Origin of the sequence: Pseudomonas sp. D8002 (genome assembly GCF_013385695.1) — a bacterium.
Classification (GTDB): Bacteria; Pseudomonadota; Gammaproteobacteria; order Pseudomonadales; family Pseudomonadaceae; genus Aquipseudomonas.
The window spans coordinates 134129-154043 of record NZ_JACAPM010000034.1 but is presented as its reverse complement, the minus strand read 5'-3'; the positions used below and the strand labels follow the sequence as shown (position 1 = coordinate 154043).

Below are 19915 nucleotides of genomic sequence, written 5' to 3'. Positions count from 1 at the left end.
GGGGTTTACGGGGGGTATGCACTTCAAATGTGGGAGCCGGGCTTGCCCGCGATAGCGTCAGACCAGACACCAACGCCCTTATCTGGTGCAGCGCTTGAAATGATTCAAACGCCAAACCGTTCCCTCGGCGACAGTTCGGCGCCTTTACGACACGGCTTTGGTTAATGGCATGTCCGCTGCAATGCCCTGAAACATTCCAAACCGTTCAGGGAGAGCTACACGATGAACACACAACTCAAACCCACCTTGGGCACTCTGCATTTGTGGGGCATCGCAGTCGGGCTGGTGATTTCCGGAGAGTATTTCGGCTGGAGTTATGGCTGGGGCGTGGCGGGAACATTGGGCTTCCTGGTGACCTCGTTAATGGTCGCCGCCATGTACACCTGCTTTATATTCAGTTTCACCGAGCTGACCACCGCGATTCCTCACGCTGGCGGCCCGTTTGCCTACAGCCGCCGGGCGTTTGGCGAGAAAGGTGGCTTGATTGCCGGGCTGGCGACGCTGATCGAGTTCGTCTTCGCCCCGCCCGCGATCGCCCTGGCCATCGGCGCGTACCTGAACGTGCAGTTTCCGGCCCTCGATCCGAAACATGCGGCCGTCGGCGCCTACATTGTGTTCATGGGCCTGAACATCCTCGGGGTGAAGCTCGCCGCCACCTTTGAATTGGTGGTCTGCGTGCTTGCCGTGGCCGAGTTGCTGGTGTTCATGGGCGTGGTCGCTCCCGCCTTCAGCTTCAGCAACTTCGCCCTCAACGGCTGGGCCGGCTCCGACACCTTCGGCGCACCGGCGATCGCCGGAATGTTTGCGGCCATACCCTTTGCCATCTGGTTCTTCCTCGCCATCGAAGGCGCCGCCATGGCGGCCGAAGAGGCGAAAGATCCCAAGCGCACTATTCCAAAGGCCTACATCAGCGGCATCCTCACCCTGGTGATTCTGGCCATGGGCGTGATGTTCTTTGCCGGTGGCGTGGGTGACTGGCGCACCCTGTCGAACATCAACGACCCGCTGCCCCAGGCGATGAAAACCGTGGTCGGCGACAGCTCGGGCTGGCTGCACATGCTGGTGTGGATCGGCCTGTTCGGCCTGGTGGCCAGCTTCCACGGGATCATCCTGGGTTACTCCCGCCAATTCTTCGCCCTGGCGCGCGCGGGCTACCTGCCCTCCTTCCTCGCCAAACTGTCGCGCTTCCAGACGCCGCACCGGGCAATCATCGCCGGCGGCATCGTCGGCATCGCCGCCATCTACAGCGACGGGCTGATCAACCTGGGCGGCATGACCCTGACCGCCGCGATGATCACCATGGCGGTGTTCGGTGCCATCGTCATGTACATCATGAGCATGCTCAGCCTGTTCAAACTGCGCAAGACCGAGCGACTGCTGGAGCGGACCTTCCGCGCCCCGGGCTATCCAATCGTGCCGGGGATTGCGCTGGTACTGGCCGTGGTCTGCCTGGTGGCCATGGCGTGGTTCAACGCGCTGATCGGGCTGATCTTCCTGGGCTTCATGGTGGTGGGTTTTGTGTACTTCCAACTGACCGCGCAAGACCGCGCCGATGCACCGGCGGACGCTATGTTGACCGGGCTGTAAGGCTACCGGGGCAGAACGGGCCTACAATGAACTACTAAGAAAGCCCGTTACTCAAAGCAGTCATTACCGTGGGAAATTTCCCCACGGTTTGCTGCCTCAAGGAGAGCCCTATGCCGTGGTATGCCTGGTTGATTTTAGTGGTCGCGATCGGTTCGATCGTCGGTGGTTTGTTGATGCTGCGAGACAGCGCCAACAAGGTTGAATTGACTGATGAACAACGTAAGCGCGTGGCAGAACGCAATGCCCAGGCGGACGCCAAGGATGCGCAGGATCGCTGATCACTTTCGTGTAAATATTCGCTCAGCCTGCTTAAAAACCCTCTGTTTCGCTTTCCCCCTCCCTTCACGCCGCCCGTCTTTTCAAGCTGAATAGACGGCGTCGCGGCACCTCCGCGCGCACTGGAAAACCCCGTTTCATGACTGGCAATCACGTCTGGAAAAACCGCGCGCGAAGCAAAACAATCAACAAAGAGTTTAATTTCTCAAAAAAGTACTGGTTATTCATACAGTGCATTGTTATCGTTTCCTCTTGCTTGAAACCAAGCACTTTCTGCGGCGAATGACCTGCATGGAGCATGCAGAAATCCATTGGCATACCAAATGCTTGGGGATAGCTGCCCAAAACAATCCGCACTCCGCGGTTTTTTTTCTATCGAGGGACACGATGACTGACATGAACGACCTAGCTGCAACCGCAACCAATCTCATCTATTCGAGCGACTCAGGCTTCGACGTTGCTGTGGAGGACTTCCGCCAGGACGATGACACCGGTACTGATTCGAGCACTATCCGCGCTGCACTCGCATGGATCAGCGCCAACGTGCCGGACGGCCAGGGTTCGCGTTTGTATTTCGAAACCGGCCGTACCTATATTTACGACCGCACGGCTGAAATTGACTACATCAACAATCTGGTTATCGATCTGAACGGCGCGACTCTCATGCGCGCAGATGCATCGGTCACCACCGCCAGACTAGCCACAGACACCAGCGTAAGCAGCAATACAATCGTGCTGGATGCCGTGCCCGACAGTTGGTACGTCAACGATACCGTGACAGCGTTTGTCGGCTCAGGGGATCAAGACACCAGCCGAAGCCCCATGCGTATCACTGCAATCGACCCGAATACGAATACAGTGACCCTGGCTGCCGGCTTTGGTCCCTTCGGTAACACGACCCAAACCATCCCTGCTGGATCGTGGGTTGGTAAAAGCTTCCAATGCTTCCTCGGCCGTCCGTCTACCGAAGAAGGCGGCAAGCTGCGCCCGGGCATCAACTACAACGTGCAGATCATCAACGGCTCCGTCGATGGCAACAGCGCCAATCAACTCAACAACTCCTGGCGCTTCGCCATGGAGATCTATATCAACGGCCGCTCTTCGGGGATCCGTGGCGTACGGTTTGCCAACACCACAGGCGAATGCATCGTCGGTCATGGCCTGCGGGTAGAAAGTTGCGAGTTTCGCAACCTCTCGGGCTCGGCCTTTCATACAAGCCGCCACGACGATACAGACGCAGTTGGAAGTGCCTCCTGGTTCATCAACAACTATGTTGAGAGCGTGTGCCTGGCGGGTAACCAGGCAAATGGTCACTCCGAGGGTGCAGTAACGTTTTCATGGGGCGCCGGGCGCCTGATTGTCACCGGTAACGAATTCAGGAACGGCAATGAGAGCGTGCTGGGGGGCTTTGGCCCTTCCTCCGGCGAAGCAATGCCGGATAAGTGGATCATTTTCAGCGATAACATTGCCACGAGCTTCAAGGCACTGTTCTGGGGACTGTTTCCGCCGCTCGAAGGTGTCGTGATCAGTAACAACGTTCTGGTGGACTGCAACGACAACAGTGCTCAACTGAACAAGCTTTTTGACTCGGAAACTTCCTCGGTAGGCGGTAACGTCGCTGTCGGGAATACCGTACTGGGCGGTTCGTTCCGCGCGACCAATGCGACGTTCGGTGTCGAGCCGACCAATACCATCAGTCAAGTCAAGGTCTGGGCACGCGGGCGCAAGTTGCGGACCGACTATTCGAGCTTGTCCGACTGCACCGCAGTGGTAGAGGCCAGCACTGCAATCATGGCGCTTATCAGTGCCGATACGACGGGCTCTGTAGTGGCATTCCACTCGGCATCCGGTAATCGTTCCGGTTCCTTCTTCATCCAATGGCTGCCGTCTCAGAAAAAGCTGCAACTGTTGGGTAACGAATCAGGCGCTCGTGTCGAGTTCGCTACGCCGGTAGCGATGCCTGGCCAAGTCAACATGACATTGCGTACATTCAACGATAATACGGCTGCAAAAGCCGCAGGTTTGGTGGCGGGAGACCTCTACAAACTGGCGAGTGGCGCAGTTTTCAGCGTGATCTGATCAAGGAAAGCCCTTCACTGAAGGGCTTTTTTATTTCCAACCCGCCTTGGCGATATGCAGCAGTATTTTCCCCTATAGACAGCACGCTCAAGCTGGCTCCAGCATTCGAGCAACGCCTGTGGCGATCACTAAATCCCACACCGAACAGGCCAGCCTGGACCTTCCAGGCATGCACGGTACGAATCAGCGCGTCGAACTTTTCGATCAACGACATGCCAGGGTGCAGATAACTGCCGACGATATCGGCGCACGACTCCAAGACATTCGATCAGCCAGTCAGCAATTTTGTAACGAGATGCCCCTTTGCCTGCATGAGCTTGGCTAATATGGCGCAATGTTTCGGAGGCTGTTCTATGCGCTACTCGGCAAATCACAAAGCTCAAACCCATCAGCGCATCATCAAGGAGGCTTCCGTACGTTTTCGCCGCGATGGTATCGGGGCTACCGGCCTGCAACCGCTGATGAAAGCCTTGAGTCTGACGCATGGCGGATTCTATGCGCATTTCAAATCCAAAGATGAGCTGGTGGAAAAGGCCCTGCAAGCTGCGGCCGCTCAACTGGATGAACACTGCGAACAGCTGTTCAGCCAGGAACGCCCCCTTGAAGCGTTCATCGACAACTATCTTTCGCAGTGGCACCAGACCTCACCGCATGAAGGGTGCCCGTTGACAACCATGTGCCCTGAGCTAGGACTGCGGGGTCAGCAAAGCCCGACCACTGATGCAGTACTTGGCGCACGGTTGAAGCAGGTGCAATCCGCACTGGGGCGGCCGGATGCCAATGAGCAAGGCCTGCTGATGATGTCGACTCTGGTGGGAGCACTGGTGCTGGCGCGCAGCGTGGAGAGCGCCGAGCTGGCAGCGCAGATCCTGGAGGTAGTACGTGGCAATCTGAAAAAACAGATCGCACAAAATTGAAGAGGCCGGTCAATGACCGGCCTCCTGGCTTACTTCGTTATTCCTTAATTGAGCTCCAGCCGATCGCGGTTTTTCTCCAACAGCGCTTTACCGATCCCTTTCACCTCCAACAACTCATCGACTGCGGTAAATGGCCCGTTGCTTTCTCGATAGGCAATGATCGCCTTGGCTTTGGCTGCTCCGATTCCGAACAGATCGCGGCGCAAGGTTTCAGCGTCGGCGGAGTTGAGGCTGACCTTGCTGGATTGCTCGGCCTTGGTCATTTGCACAGCTATCGGCGTGGGCGTTTCAGGCTTGGTAGACGGCGCTGCGGTGGTAGCCAGTGAAATGCTGGAGAGGAAGGCGAAAATGAGGGACGAGAAACATGTTTTATTCATAGGTGACGCTCCATGACATCTGTAAGAGAAAAGCAGCTTTTCCGAAGCTGCTTTTCAAACTTAGGTGATGTTTGGAGGGTGTCAAAAACAGGTGAGTTACAGGGTATGAGTCAGGGCTCGAGACGACGCTGTTGGTAGATCCAGTCGACGATCTCGCCATCAGGCGTGTAGCCACTGACGGTTTCGCGCAAAAGCTGGCGAACACGCGTGTAATCGTCCTGTTCTACTGCTGCCAGCAACTCTGCCAGCTTGTCCTTCAACACATCCCAAGACAGGTAATCTTCATTGGCACTCATGATCATCGGGTGCTGCGTGGCGACTACGTTGTCACCAATCAGCAACTCTTCGTAAAGCTTCTCACCCGGGCGCAGGCCAGAGAATTCGATTGCAATATCGCCATGAGGATTTTTATCCGACCTGACACTCAGACCAGACAGGTGAATCATCTTCTCGGCCAACTCGACAATCTTCACCGGCTCACCCATGTCCAGCACGAACACGTCACCGCCAAGGCCCATGGAGCCCGCCTGAATCACCAATTGGGCGGCCTCGGGAATCGTCATGAAGTACCGGGTGATTTTCGGGTGGGTAACCGTGAGAGGTCCACCGGATTTGATCTGCTTGTGAAAAAGCGGAATCACCGAGCCGGAGGAGCCTAATACATTGCCAAAGCGAACCATCGTGAAGCGGGTTTTATTGACCCGCGAGATATTCGATTTGTCACCGAACAGCACAGGTGCCAACTCACGACTGAGCGCCTGGAGGGTCAACTCGGCGAGACGCTTGGTGCTTCCCATCACATTGGTGGGCCGTACAGCCTTATCGGTAGAGATCAACACGAAGTTGGCTACCCCCGACTGCAATGCCGCTTGGGCCGTGTTAAGCGTACCAATAACGTTATTCAGCACGCCTTCCGCAATATTGTGCTCAACCATGGGCACATGCTTATAAGCGGCGGCGTGATAAACCGTGTCGACGCCCCAGGTTTTCATGACACCCAGCAATTTGCTCTGATTGCGCACTGAGCCGAGGATGGGCAGCAGCCTTACTGGCAGCGACTCTCGGGTAATCCGTTGTTCAAGCTCCGACAAAATGCTGTAGAGGTTGAATTCGCTGTGTTCAAACAACAGCAGTATGGTCGGTCGCAAAGCAAGGATCTGACGACACAGCTCTGAACCAATGGAACCACCGGCCCCCGTTACCAGAACGCTGCGCCCCTTGATGCAATGCTCCAGCAGTTCGCCCTGGGCAGGCACCGCGTCACGTCCCAGCAAGTCCGCGATATCCACTTCCTGAATATCGTCGACCTTGACCCGGCCACTGGCCAGGTCCATAAATCCTGGAACACTGCGCACATGCAGAGGAAACCCTTCAAGGTAGCCCAGGATTTCACGACGCCGGGCACGGTTGGAAGACGGTATCGCCAGCAGGATTTCCTGGGCTCCGGTGGCATCGATCATGCGCTGAATGTGCCGTGGCTTGTACACCTGAAGTCCGGAAATTACCCGGTCAGAAATACTGTCATCATCATCAATGAAGGCTACAGGCCGCATGACCCGGCCCATACGCAGGGCAGCGACCAACTGATTGCCTGCAGCGCCCGCGCCGTAGATGGCGACGCGCGGCAAGCCATCTTCGCGATTGGTGAACGGTACGTGCTGGGCGGCGGCAAACCAGTCGCCAAGGAAATATTGACGCATGGCAAGGCGTAGGCCGCCAACCATGATGAGGCTTAACCACCAATAGTTGAAAATGATGGAACGAGGTACCACGTTTTGATGATCGCTGTACCAATAGACCACCACGCCCAGAATCAACGATGAAAGGCTGACGGCCTTGATAATCGCGATAAGCGCGTCATTGCCAAAATAGCGCATGACAGCACGGTACATGCCAAAACGGATGAACAGCGGAATAGCGACGACCGGAGCACTCAGAAACAGCCAGCGATGCGCAGACGCAGGGTTGATCATATCGTCCACCCCCAATCGAACGACAAACGCCATCCACAGGGCGAGCCAAACAAGAAGAATGTCCGCAATAACCTGCAGGATGCGCTTCTGTCGGCGAGGGAGACCCAACAAATATGATCGAATTATGCTCATAAACCCTTTAAACACCTCTGTTGCTCCTGATACGGCTGCTGCTCTGCGAATTTAAACACTTTAGGCCAGTCAATCACCGCTGAAATGACTCTAAAAACACAATCACGCGGCCCTTTCCAGCTCACCCGCCTTGTACTTGACTGCCAGCATCACCAGCGGGATGTACGCTATTACAACGCCCAGCACGCCGTTTAGACCCAGTAATGCAACGCAAAGTGCGATCGGCAGCAGCCAGATCACGTTGATCGCAAGCACCCCAAGCGTTACTGGCAAGTGGCCTCCAACTTTACGCGATGCAAACTGATAGCCATGACTGCGATGGGCTTCGTAAACCTTGTCGCCCCTCATCAGGCGGCGGACCAGAGTAAACGTCGCATCGACGATAAAGACACCGAGCAGGATCAACCATACCCACAGCAAGTCGGCGTTCTGCCAGGCGGCCTGCAGGGATAGCACGCCCAGGACGATACCGAGAAAACCGCTACCGGCATCCCCCATGAAGATTCGTGCCGGTGGAAAGTTCCAATAGAGAAACCCCAGCACCGCCATGCTTAATAACAGTGGTGCCCAGATAAGCGCCTGATAACCAACCAACCAATAAATCAGACAGGCGCCAAGGCATGCACAGAGCGCTTCGACGCTGGCCAAGCCATCGATACCATCCATGAAGTTGTACAGATTGAGCATCCACACCAGATAAAACGCGGCAAGGATGTGCCCCGCCCAGCTCAGGTCGAGGACCACCCAGGGCAGCGTTATTGCGGGCAAGCCGCCCAACCAGAAAAGAGCCCAGGCCGCGGCACTGAAGTGCCCCAGCAAACGCCAGCGCGCGGCGATATGGCCATGGTCGTCGAGAAACCCAAGCACCGCCACAGCCGCACCAGCCCCCAGCAACGCCCATGTAACCGAGCGTGTTATCTCATCACCGATAAACAATACTGGCAACGCAATCAAGAAGCTCAAGACTATCGCCACTCCGCCTCCACGAGGCGTCGGAACAGTATGAGAACTGCGCGCATTGGGAACATCAATCAGACTTCGGGCCAGCGCATAACGGCGCAGGCACCAGGTCAGAAGAAGAGCAAGGGCTGCAACAGCAGGCGCCAGCCACAGTAAACGATTCATCTACAGCTCCAATTAAGGTCCCTCATAGGGCACCACTATTTACTTCAAGCTTCCCTGAAAACTTTCAGCCGTCTTGCGTAATGCGCTGGCCACCGTCAATGGAGGATTCCAGCCCAGCAATTGGCGAGTCTTGCCAATATCAACCTGCAACGAACCACACAGGCGCTGGCCAATAGCCTTGCGGCCTAGCACGGTCGCGCCCAATTGCAGTAGGGCTGCCGGTACGGGGATCAACCGGGCCGGTTTACCCAAGGCAATCCCCATGCGTCTCAACAAATCAGTGGTCGACATGTCATCACCATCGCTGGCCAGAAACGTCTGATTGGCCGCCGCCGGGTGATCCAGGCACGTCACAATCAAGTCAACGAGGTTGTCCAGCGCGACCAGGCTGCGCTGGTTACGAATAGCGCCCAACGGCAGTACAGCTCCTTTGTTGAGCCAATTCATCATGCTGCGAAAGTTTGCCTTGACCCCAGGGCCGTACACCAGGACGGGACGAATAATAACAACTTCCATCCCGCTTCTTTGCGCCAGCGACAAGAGTTGCTGCTCGGCCTCCATTTTGGAAACACCATAGGGGTCGCACGGCGCCGGCACGTCATCTGCCGTGTAAGGGGCGCCCATTTGGGTTCCCTCACCGTTGACCTTGATCGAGCTGATAAAGATGAAACGCCTGACGCCCGCCTGAGCTGCCTGCTCCGCCAGCTTCAACGTGCCTTCGACGTTGACCTTGCGATACTCGGTTAACGGATCACTGGAGGCGTCTGACATCACATGAACGCGCGCGGCGCAGTGAACCAGAACATCAACCCCTTCAAGAACAAGCGACTCACCCGCAAGATAATCGGCACCGACCCGCACAGGTAAAGCAGACGCAGGCAGTGTCACACCCTCGCGACGTACCAGCGCCAACACCCGACAGTCCCCTGCAGACGCCAACCGGTTGACCAGTGCTCCCCCCACAAAGCCACTGGCTCCAGTGACGAAGATAGTTTTGTGCTGATTCAAAGCGCGCGCTCCAACTCTCTGTACACATCCAAATGCTGCTGCACGATCTTCTCGATCGCAAATGCGCGTAAAGCCAGTTCACGGCCAGCCGCCCCCATCCGGGCACGCAAGGCAGGAGCCTCAATCAACACCTGCAATTGATTCGCCAGGGCCTGTGCATCACGAACAGGTACCAGAAACCCTGTTACATCGGCATCAATCGCATCCCGGCAACCTGGCACATCGGTGGTGACCACTGCGCGGCCGCACGCTGCGGCTTCGACCAGTACCTTGGGCAAGCCTTCACGATAGGAAGGAAGGGTCACAATATTCGCCGCAGCGAACACATTTGCGATGTCGTCGCGGTAACCGAGCAGCTCAATCACCCCTTCCTCTCGCCACTGCTGCAACTGTGAGGTGGTAACTGTCGCCGGGTTACCGGGATCAATGTCACCAATTAACTGAAAGCGCGCGTTAACACCGCGCGCGGTCAATATTTTTGCCGCCTCAACGAACTCGACAACGCCCTTGTCCAGCAGCAGTCGAGCCGCCAGGCACACCACTGGGGTCCCTTCCGGTTCTGGCAACGCGGTGTAACGAGACAGGTCGACGCCTGAACCACGAATCATCACGACCTTGGATTGGGTAAGTCCACCCATGCTCAAGAGCAGGTCACGATCATCGGGGTTCTGAAAAATCGAGCGCAGATTACGCTTGCCCAATGCCAACCGATAAAAGGTGCTGACAACCTTTCTCGTGATAGTGGCCTTGAGTCCCTTGGAGAGAAATACAAAGCCCAGTCCGGAAATAGCGGTAACCACACCTTTGACCGGTGCCAGCCGAGCGGCAACGCCACCATACAAAACCGGCTTGATGGTCACCAGGTGCAAGACGTCCGGCTTCAATTGCCAGAGCAGCCGCCAGATCGCGAACATCAGTCCCAGTTCGGCCAAGGGGTTACGGCCGCTACGTGAAAGCGGCAACGGGTGAAACTCGAAACCTTCAGCGGCAATAGCCGCAACAGCCGGACCAGGCATGCACGCCACATGAACCCTATAGCCCTCTGCCTGCGCGCCCTTGGCAACTGCCAGCCGGTGCGAAAGAAAAAAACCCGGGTCGTTGACGATAAACAAAAGTACTTTACTCATGCCTGCTCTTCCAACCATGCCTGGAACATGAGGATGGTCCACAAGTGAGGCTGCCAGTTTCCGCGGCCCTCAAGATGTTCCTGCCACATGTGCCTGATGCGTTCAGGGTGGAAGTATCCCTCCTGGCGCAAGCGCGCTTCATCCAACAAAGACTCTGCCCACTCCCGTAAAGGACCGCGTAGCCACGCCCCAAGCGGGATACCAAAACCTTGCTTGGGCCTTTCGATCAACTCCTTGGGAACATGACGATAAAGCACTTCTCGCAACAGCCATTTGCCCTGGCCGTTACGAATCTTCAGGTCCAGAGGCATGCGCCAGGCCAGTTCGACAATCCTGTGGTCAAGCATAGGGACCCGACCCTCAATGCTTGCGGCCATCGCAGCGCGATCCAGTTTCACCATGATGTCATCTGACATATAGGTCTGGGCGTCCATCGCCATCATCCAGTGTTCGAAACTATCGGTCTGGGGCCAGCGCGAAGGGTCAGTGAAAATGGTTTCGGGTTCCTTGCCACCGATCACGACACTGGCAGGGTCAGTCCAATGACTGTTGAGCTGCAGGTAGAACTCATGCCCATCCGCAAGCGCCAGGACGCTAGCCAATTTATGAGCCTTTTCCCCAGGCGTGCTGAGATGAAGCCGCTTGGGCAGCAAAGGTTTGGAGAGACGGAACAGGCTGTCCCAGGTGGACGGTGAAAGTGAGCGTAAAAGCCCGGCGCTCGCCTGTCGGGCAAACGGCGGCAGTTGCTGCATTTTTGACCAGACTTTCTTGGCGCTGAGGTAGCGGTTATAACCGCCGAAGAGCTCGTCGCCGCCGTCACCACTCAACACAACCTTGAGCTGTTGGCTGGCCAATTGGCTGACAAGGAATGTGGGAATCTGCGAGCTGTCGCTGAACGGCTCACAATACATCGACGGTAGACGCGGGATAACAGCCAGGGCATCGTCCGGGCGCACGTACAACTCGGTGTGTTGCGTGCCAAGATGCTTGGAAACCGCCTTGGCATGAACAGCCTCGTCATAGCCGCCTTCGTCGAAGCCGATGGTGAATGTGCGGATTGGCTGGGCGCTCTGGGCCTGCATCAAGGCCACGATAGTGCTGCTATCCACGCCGCCGCTCAGGAATGCACCCAAAGGCACATCTGCGAGCATTTGCTGACCAATGCTTGAGCTCAGTTGCGTCTCCAGCAAATCCGTCGCTTGGGCGGGAGTGCCCTTGAAGGGGTCGGCAATGCCTTTTGCTACTGCGTCGTTGAGACGCCAGTAAGCCTGTGGGACTGCGGCCTTTGCAGCGGGCAGATTCTTCAGCGCAAGCGTTACGTAGTGGCCGGGCTCGAGCTTGGCGATGCCTTTATAAATGCTGTAAGGCGCAGGAATGCAGTTGTGCCGAAGCAATAGCGTCAACGCGTTGCGATCCACTTCGCCAGTGAACTGCGGGAAAGCCTTGATAGCCTTGAGCTCAGACCCCAGCAGCAGCGTGTCTTCCTGCCAACCGTAATACAAAGGCTTCTCGCCCATCCGATCGCGTGCAAGCGTCAATACCTGCTCTTGCCTGTCCCACAGCGCGAAGGCAAACATACCAACCGATGCCTGCAAGGTCTTTTCGACACCCCAGCCTGCAAGACCTGCGAGCAGGACTTCGGTATCAGAATGGCCTCGCCATGCGGGTGGCGACAATCCTTCATTGTCCAGCTTCTGCCTGAGTTCGGTATGGTTATAGATCTCACCGTTGAAGACGATTAAAAATCGCCCACAACTGGAATGCATCGGCTGATGACCGGCCTCCGACAGATCGACAATTGCCAACCGTCGATGCCCGAGCGCGAGGCCTGCATTTTCGTCAACCCATACACCACGATCATCGGGGCCACGGTGCACGAGGGCATCGTTCATCCGGGTAATGATCGATGCCAGATCACTATTACGGGCCTGGAAAATTCCGCTGAAACCACACATCAATGAACGTCCTGATTTAAGTAAAGCCGGTCATAGATTTCTTTGAATTTATGCTCGGTACATTTCATCGTGAAATTTTCGACGATACGTGTATAGGCACCCTGCCCCATCATTGATCGCTCGGCAGGAGACGCTGCAATCATCTTCGCCAGCGCTTCAGCCAACGCGAGTGGATCCTGTACGGGTACGACAAACCCATTTTCACCCAGCAGGAATGCCGCGTCTCCTGCATCGGTCGTCACACAAGGCAACGCCAGGCTCATCGCCTCGCCCAGCACATTAGGAAAACCTTCGGTAAATGAATGCAGGCAAAACATGTCCATCGCCTTAAAGCAGGCGGGCACATCTTTTCGTTCACCCAGCAACACAAATCGATCAGCGAATCCGGTTGATGCAATCTGCGCCATCAATACGCTATTCGCCTCATCGACATCACGTCCCACCATCAGGAACTTGACGTGCGGGAACCTGGGAGCGACGAGCCCGGCAGCCTCGACAAAACTGGCGTGATCCTTGACTTCGTTAAAACGCCCCAAGCTTCCTACAACGAAGTCATCTGCGCTTATTCCTTGCGCCGACCTTATGGCCTCACGCTCTTGCGGCGATGCAACCAGACGCTCAAGATCAAACCCGTTGGGAATGACAGCCATTCTGCTCGGGGAATAACCCGCAGCCACATGCGTCTTTCGTGACGCCTGGGCAGCGCACACGATAACGCTGGGGACAGTCGCCGACAGCCAGGCACACAGTTTGCGAACAATAATTGTGGCCTTTGCGCCACCTCGGCTGACGTCAGTGGTCCTGACCCCCCAGATCACGCCCCTGATCCCCACCCAACGCGCTGCCAAGCCACCCAACAAGTCAGAGTGATACATCCAGGTCTGAACGATATCAGGCTTGTTCAGCCGAAGATGGCGAACCAACTTTGCAAACGTTGGCATGACATCCCAGGCCCCCCGCATACCCAACGTGTCAACAGTCACCCCGCAGGCACGCAGCCGAGCGCCCACTTCACCCAAATCCGTCAATGAGATAACACTGTGTTCATCATCGCCGCTTGAGTTGAATGACTCACAGAGCCGAAGCAGCATCAACTCCGCGCCGCCGATATGCAGACCGACAATAATATGGGTAACTTTCAACGGCCTTGCTCCTCCAACCACGCCTGGAACATCAGGACACCCCATAACTTGCTTGAATGATCAGCCCGACCACTGAGGTGTTGTTCCCAGGCACGGCGGATCGGTGCAGGATGGAAGAAACCCTCCCGGCGCAACCGGCCTTCATCCAGCAAGCTTTCCGACCAATCGCGCAGGGGCCCGCGCAACCACGTCGCGATAGGTATGGAAAAGCCCTTTTTCGGTCGCTCGATTAACTCGCGAGGAACATGACGATAAAGCACTTCCCTCAATACCCACTTGCCAACACCACCTCGAATCTTCATATCCAACGGTATGCGCCAGGCCAATTCAACAACCCGGTGATCGAGCATTGGCACGCGAGTTTCCAGGCTGCTGGCCATCGCCGCACGGTCGACCTTTACCAGGATGTCGTCAGCCATATAGGTCTGTGCATCCATCGCCATCATCCACTCTTCATACCGCTGCGTAGCGGGCCACGCTGAAGCGGTGTCAAGCACCGTAATCGGCTCTTTCGCGCCGATAACGACACTGGAAGGTGTTTTCCAGTGACTGACAAGTTGCCGATAAAAGTCCTCCCGACTCGGAGTATCAAGAATATCCACCAACTTCTCGACCTTGCCTTTTATCGGCAATGCCCTGAGCGTTGCGGATGCAAAACGTCGCAGGGGTAACGGCACCTGGCTGATCTTCCCCCAGATACGTGGGGCAAATTGGTAAGGGTTATAGCCGCCAAACAGCTCATCTCCCGCATCACCGCTTAACGTGACGGTGACTTGTTGTCGCGCAAGGCGACTGACCAGGAAAGTCGGGATCTGTGAACTATCGGCAAAGGGTTCGCAGTAGATGTTCGGTAGATCCGGGATAACGTCCAACGCGTCTTTGGATTGAACATAGATCTCAGTATGTTCAGTACCTAAATGGCGGGATACGGCCAGAGCATGTTCAGCCTCATTGAACCCTGCCTCACTGAAGCCAATGGTGAACGTCTTGACCGGTCGCGGGCTTTGTTTCTGCATCAGGCCAACCACAAGACTGCTGTCCACGCCACCACTTAGAAACGCGCCCAGGGGCACGTCCGCGAGCATTTGCATGCCGATGCTTTCGCTAAGCTGTGCTTCAAGCGTATCAACTACGGCGTTGGCATCAGATTGCAGCGGAGACGCAAGCCCCGCCTCAACCGCCCGATTGAAAGACCAAAAAGGAAGCGCTTTTACATCCGATCGGCGCTGGTCTATCGCGATCCTTACATAATGCCCCGGCTTCAGCTTCTCTATCCCTTGATAGATGCTGTAGGGCGCGGGAATGTAGTTGTGGCGCAGATAAAGGGCCAAGGCGTCACGGTCGATATCAGCGCAAAACGCGGGATGGATCTTGAGCGCCTTGAGTTCAGAACCGAACAACAGCACGTCATTCTGCCACCCCCAATAAAGCGGCTTCTCCCCAAGACGATCCCGAGCCAATACCAGTTCATTTTGCCGCGTATCCCACAGCGCGATGGCGAACATCCCAACCGTTGCCTGCAGGGTCTTTTCGATTCCCCAGTGCTCAAAGCACTCAAGCAGCGTTTCTGTGTCTGAGTGCCCGTTCCAGGTAGGCGAAAGCCCACTCTCCTCAAGAAGAGCACGCAGTTCGCCATGGTTGTAGATCTCGCCATTGAACGCAATTACGAAGCGCCCACTTGATGAATGCATTGGCTGGTGGCCGGCAGCAGTCAGGTCGACAATCGCCAGCCTCCTGTGGGACAGGCCTATACCAGCGGCTGAATCAAACCAATAACCGCCGCCGTCCGGGCCACGGTTGATGATTGAGCGGCCCATTGCCTCAAGCAGCGAAGACTCATCGGTAGAAAACTTCTTGTTCGTAAAATATCCGGAAAAACCACACATCAGGAAAGCTCGCAATTAATTTACTGGTCGGGCCGTTCTCGCCCGCCTGAGTCAAGCCAGATGAGCACTCGGGTTCACGCTCGCATAGCGATTATAAAACCGGTGCAATAGCGCGCTTGAAAATATCAATATAAACAAGCGAGACACGTCATTCTGATAAAACACAGGAGCCTTTACTTCCAAAACTAAAATCAGGCACAACAGTACCAAAACAAAATAGCCCGCATCGGCAAATCGCCGCATCCCTGTCCAGATTTTCAAGAACATCCAACCATAAGACGCGTAAACCAGCACAAATCCCACGATGCCACTGGCAAGCAGCGTTTTCAGATAACCGGAGTCAGACCGCGCGACGCCACCACTTTGATCATCAAACGAGCCACTACCTGCAATAATATTCAACAGATCCGGGACGAAAAGCATACTTTTCAGATCATCCGTAGAGGCAGAGGTGAGGCCCTGACCTTTCGAATAGTTGATGAAAATCTCGAACGCATAATCAAAAACGTAGGTTGAAAAAAATTCGAACCTTTCCGGAAAAAAATACTGGAATAACAAAATTGCCAGCGCAGCAAAGGCGCTAAAAGCCACCCCTACGATGAGGGACTTCAGAGGCCATCGAATCGCGAGAAGCCCCACGCCAAGAAGGAACACGACCACACCGGTACGTGCAACCAGTGTAATTGAAAGAGCAATCACGGAGATGCTTAGAAATCGCCAAATGGTCGCATTATTGGCCCGGGAATATACTGAGTAAACACCGTATACAGCGGCCAGCGCAAGAATAGCGCTGAGGTTAAAACCGCCGCTATCGTGAATACCGCGAAAGCGCAGAACACTATCAACTTCAATATTTCCACGGTTAGCCAACGACGCGGATAACAAATCCCTAAAAGAGGGCTCCACGAACGACAGCATAATGAAAAACGCCTGAAGAACAGTCGCCCAATAGATCAACTCGAAGCATCGATGAAAGCCATAGAGTGCATCATCTGAATTCGCACGCCGGCCAACCGCATAATAAGTTATAACCAGCGCCAACAGCAGAACGACAATAAACTTTATGAAAATCTCCAGAAATATTGTCTCAGCGTTACCCCAGAGAACACTCAGCATCACGCCCAAGGAACCCGCGAGCAACAGCGCCACGATGGCAAAGCGGCAGGTGACAAATGCATAACCAACAAAACCGCGGAGCAACGGATCAGCAAGAATCAGAAGCAAAGCCCCAGGAATGAGAAGCGCGACAGAGGGCACGCCCAGAAAGCTGAGCGTAAAATTGAACACGTAGAAAAAAACAACCAACACCAAAAAAAACGACCGCACCTTGCTCACCCTGCCACCGAAGTTGAAGTTACGTTCTCACGAGCGCCTTGCCAGGAACACCTACAACAACCGTATCCTGTGGAAAGCTTTTAACAACAACGCTGTTCGCACCCACAACCACATTGTCACCCAGAAAAATCGGCCCGAGGACTTTTGCACCCGTACAAATAACCACATTATTTGCCAGTGTCGGTTGATTGCCCTTGCTGGTTTTCGATAGGTCCTGGTTCCCAAAAGTCACACCATTAAAAATCTTGCAGTTCGACCCCATTACTACATCGGAACCTATCACTATGTCATGACCGTGCATGATGCAGAGACCTGGGCCAATTTGTGCCCTGCAAGAGATATCGCTACCAAAGACAATGCGAATAAAATACTCAACCAGAAAGCTCAATACACGCCCGATAACGGGAATTTTTAACAGGCTTTGGCCCAGTCGCAACATGATGGTCAAATGAGCGGTGTGATCAAACACTACGCTCTTGAGCACTCTGGACGCCCGCTCACTACCTGCGATTGAGCGTAGGTCCTGGATCAAATAGGTTAACGACATAAAAACCTCATTTACTCTTGACCGCATCGGGGATTCTGAGCATTGAAAGCATCTTACTGGCACGCCATACTTTGGGTATAGTCGTCAGTCTAAAAGCGCGAACGAATATTGGGAAAAACAGTTTACAGTCTTCAAAACGCCTGTTTTTCAGTGCGGCAATAAACAAGAAGCTGATAGACACCGATATATCTGCGGCACTACCTTTGTACTTTTCCAAAAAGTAATCAAACGACTTCACCAGCAAAACTTTTGTCTTGTTTCCCGAGGAGGCAATACCGATACCTGTACGATAAACACCCAAAGGCTTGGCGCTGACGAACCCTGCATAGCCTTGTCCAACCTGCTCGACGTTTGCAAAGTAATCCAGCAAAGGAAAATCTGGCAGTTCAATGTCCCTTGCCGTGGCCCGATACATTTTAGAACTGTTCATTCCAATCGTTATATATTGAAAAATGTCCTTTCTGGTGAACGAGTTACTCACGCGAGATAAGTCAATGAGGTCTTCTACAACAACCTTGGTGCCAGGATTCTCGACGAGCATCCTGTGCCAGACGATATTATAGTTCGGGTGCTCGTCCAGAAAGTCACTTTGAGCCTGTAGTTTCCCTGGAAGAGCGTAATCATCACCATCTAGATGAGCAATGTACTTGCCGCATGCCAAAGCGTGCACTTCAAGGTAATTTGCCGTGATACCAACATTCTTTTCATGTATAAGCGGCTTGACAATATCGGGGTATTGCTCCGCCAAACTACGTACTACGTCGCTGGTGCCATCTGTCGAACAGTCATCACCGACGATCACCTCAAACTTGAAATCCGTGACCTGATTAATCAAGCTCAACAAGCACTCGCGGATATAACCAACCTGATTATAAGTCAGCACACATACTGAAACCTTTATATTTTCTCCCTCGGAAACAATACTCACACGCCTCTCCGCCCAACAATCTTGTTAGCTACCATTGCCCGGGCAGCGCTTGAAAAAGCCACCGCGGTCAACATAATTAACCCACCTGAAACAAACACTATGAGCACGCTTAAAATCCTGCTTTCACTTCGCACATCTACCCAATTAACAAGCAGTCCGGCTGCGGCTGCGGGTAAAACAATCAAACCTATATCATGAGTCAGCCACTTCTTGTGGAGCCCAGGCTCAAGCCTCGAATGAACGAACCAAACCCAAAAGATCAAGAATGTCAGGTTGACCATCATCCAACTGTAGCCAGCACCGATGCTTCCGTAATAGGTCGACGAAAAATAGATAGCGGGGACCATGACGCATAACAAAATCAGGTTACCCAGAAAATGAAGCCTCAGGTTTCCGCGAGCATACTGAAGATAGTAAGGGAATGCTGAAACCGCCAAGCACCCGTTTCCAATCGCATACAACACCATTGTCGGGGCAACGTTTTCGACAACGGTCGCGTCACCTGTCCATGCCCACAGCAAAGGACGCGCACAAATTGCAAGGGTAATCGATGCAGCACCGGCAATAATGGAAACAAGTTGAGTAGAGTTACGATAAATCGTAATCACATCAGCTTCCTTGTTTTCGGCATGTAAGCGGGCCATTCGCGGCATAATCGCGCTGCTGATCGGTCCGGTTATAACCATTACCCCGCCAGCAATCAGCACCGCCAGAGTGAAGTATCCGTACTGGCTTAGCGGCAATATGCTCGAAAGTATCAACTTATCTGTCTGCGTGACCATTACCCAAATTGAGGCAGTAAACGCCACCGTGAGGGAAAAAGCCAAGACACTTCTAATGGGTTTGAGCGACCACCCCATCGACGCGCTGACTACCTTTGGGAGTACGCCATACGACTTAATGTACAACCCGAGAATTTCCACAACCGCAATAATTAATTGATAAAAGAAGAATACAATCGGCGTATATCCATAAAACCACATCACGGGCAAAACAAATATAAATCTGAGTGTCGCAATGATTGACGTATAGCCACTCAACCAAACCAGATGTTCGCCACCGGTGATGACGCCTCGATACAAGCCACATATCCAGCGGATTGCGATACATGCGGCCATTATCTGTATAGCAAAACTCGCCTGTTCGACACTCAACGCATCAAGTTTCAGCCAATGTTTTACAACAAGCGGGGCAAACAGATACAACGTAATAAAGCCGAGAATGCCAATGCCCAGAAATAAAACATGGAGCGCCCGGAACAACCGCCGAAAGTCCAATGCCGATACCGCACCAGCCTTGAAACGTGCAGTTTCCCTGCCGATCGTAGGTGTCAAGCCAAGATCAAGCAAGCTGAACCAAGCCTGCAGCATGGAGAAAAATCCAACCAGGCCATAGGCTTCCGCGCCCATGTATTTTATATAGACAGGCAGCATCACGATGCCAATCAACGTCACATATATTTGGCTTACGTAGTTAGCGGCTATGTTCTTCTGAAGCGACAATTGTTTATATCCCGAATAT

Annotated in this window: 16 protein-coding genes; 4 read left to right on the top strand and 12 right to left on the bottom strand. The window is 54.2% G+C overall.

Features of this window, described 5'->3' with window-relative positions; all coding sequences use genetic code 11:
* The first annotated feature begins 222 nt into the window (after positions 1-222).
* The 4 genes from eat to HX807_RS20865 all read left to right on the top strand — a co-directional run bounded on the left by eat (position 223) and on the right by HX807_RS20865 (position 4859).
* Entirely contained in the window at positions 223-1587 is a 1365-nt protein-coding gene (eat, locus tag HX807_RS20885; protein ID WP_177050908.1) for an ethanolamine permease, read from the top strand.
* A gap of 110 nt (positions 1588-1697) precedes the next feature.
* Positions 1698-1865, top strand: coding sequence for a DUF2897 family protein (locus tag HX807_RS20880; protein ID WP_008437727.1), 168 nt, complete (start codon positions 1698-1700; stop codon positions 1863-1865).
* Between the two features lie 394 nt (positions 1866-2259).
* Positions 2260-3942, top strand: a complete 1683-nt coding sequence (locus tag HX807_RS20875) for a hypothetical protein (protein ID WP_003218760.1) — start codon at positions 2260-2262, stop codon at positions 3940-3942.
* A gap of 353 nt (positions 3943-4295) precedes the next feature.
* On the top strand, positions 4296-4859 hold the full coding sequence (locus tag HX807_RS20865) for a TetR/AcrR family transcriptional regulator (protein WP_134325982.1): 564 nt from the start codon (positions 4296-4298) through the stop codon (positions 4857-4859).
* 44 nt (positions 4860-4903) lie between these two features.
* Here HX807_RS20865 and HX807_RS20860 read toward each other — a convergent pair whose 3' ends face one another.
* The 12 genes from HX807_RS20860 to HX807_RS20805 all read right to left on the bottom strand — a co-directional run bounded on the left by HX807_RS20860 (position 4904) and on the right by HX807_RS20805 (position 19896).
* Entirely contained in the window at positions 4904-5236 is a 333-nt protein-coding gene (locus HX807_RS20860) for a helix-hairpin-helix domain-containing protein (RefSeq protein WP_003218764.1), read from the bottom strand.
* Positions 5237-5346: 110 nt separating this feature from the next.
* Positions 5347-7341, bottom strand: a complete 1995-nt coding sequence (locus HX807_RS20855; RefSeq protein ID WP_003218766.1) for a nucleoside-diphosphate sugar epimerase/dehydratase — start codon at positions 7339-7341, stop codon at positions 5347-5349.
* A 102-nt stretch (positions 7342-7443) separates the two neighbouring features.
* Entirely contained in the window at positions 7444-8466 is a 1023-nt protein-coding gene (locus tag HX807_RS20850) for a glycosyltransferase family 4 protein (protein WP_134325981.1), read from the bottom strand.
* A 39-nt stretch (positions 8467-8505) separates the two neighbouring features.
* Entirely contained in the window at positions 8506-9474 is a 969-nt protein-coding gene (locus HX807_RS20845; protein ID WP_102605090.1) for an SDR family oxidoreductase, read from the bottom strand.
* Entirely contained in the window at positions 9471-10601 is a 1131-nt protein-coding gene (locus tag HX807_RS20840; RefSeq protein ID WP_102605091.1) for a glycosyltransferase family 4 protein, read from the bottom strand. Before HX807_RS20840 ends, HX807_RS20845 begins: the two co-directional genes overlap by 4 nt.
* On the bottom strand, positions 10598-12556 hold the full coding sequence (gene asnB, locus HX807_RS20835) for an asparagine synthase (glutamine-hydrolyzing) (RefSeq protein ID WP_003218773.1): 1959 nt from the start codon (positions 12554-12556) through the stop codon (positions 10598-10600). The genes HX807_RS20840 and asnB (HX807_RS20835) overlap by 4 nt, the downstream gene beginning before the upstream one ends.
* Positions 12556-13698 (bottom strand): glycosyltransferase, encoded by a 1143-nt coding sequence (locus HX807_RS20830; RefSeq protein ID WP_102605092.1) that lies wholly within the window; start codon positions 13696-13698, stop codon positions 12556-12558. Before HX807_RS20830 ends, asnB (HX807_RS20835) begins: the two co-directional genes overlap by 1 nt.
* The gene (gene asnB, locus HX807_RS20825) at positions 13695-15584 is read right to left on the bottom strand and encodes an asparagine synthase (glutamine-hydrolyzing) (protein WP_102605093.1); all 1890 of its coding nucleotides are present in this window, start codon (positions 15582-15584) and stop codon (positions 13695-13697) included. Before asnB (HX807_RS20825) ends, HX807_RS20830 begins: the two co-directional genes overlap by 4 nt.
* A gap of 51 nt (positions 15585-15635) precedes the next feature.
* The gene (locus HX807_RS20820) at positions 15636-16919 is read right to left on the bottom strand and encodes a hypothetical protein (protein WP_173406090.1); all 1284 of its coding nucleotides are present in this window, start codon (positions 16917-16919) and stop codon (positions 15636-15638) included.
* Positions 16920-16938: 19 nt separating this feature from the next.
* Positions 16939-17466 (bottom strand): serine O-acetyltransferase, encoded by a 528-nt coding sequence (locus HX807_RS20815; RefSeq protein ID WP_177050906.1) that lies wholly within the window; start codon positions 17464-17466, stop codon positions 16939-16941.
* A gap of 7 nt (positions 17467-17473) precedes the next feature.
* On the bottom strand, positions 17474-18394 hold the full coding sequence (locus tag HX807_RS20810) for a glycosyltransferase family A protein (protein WP_177050904.1): 921 nt from the start codon (positions 18392-18394) through the stop codon (positions 17474-17476).
* Positions 18391-19896, bottom strand: coding sequence for an oligosaccharide flippase family protein (locus tag HX807_RS20805; RefSeq protein ID WP_003218787.1), 1506 nt, complete (start codon positions 19894-19896; stop codon positions 18391-18393). Before HX807_RS20805 ends, HX807_RS20810 begins: the two co-directional genes overlap by 4 nt.
* Positions 19897-19915: the final 19 nt, after the last annotated feature.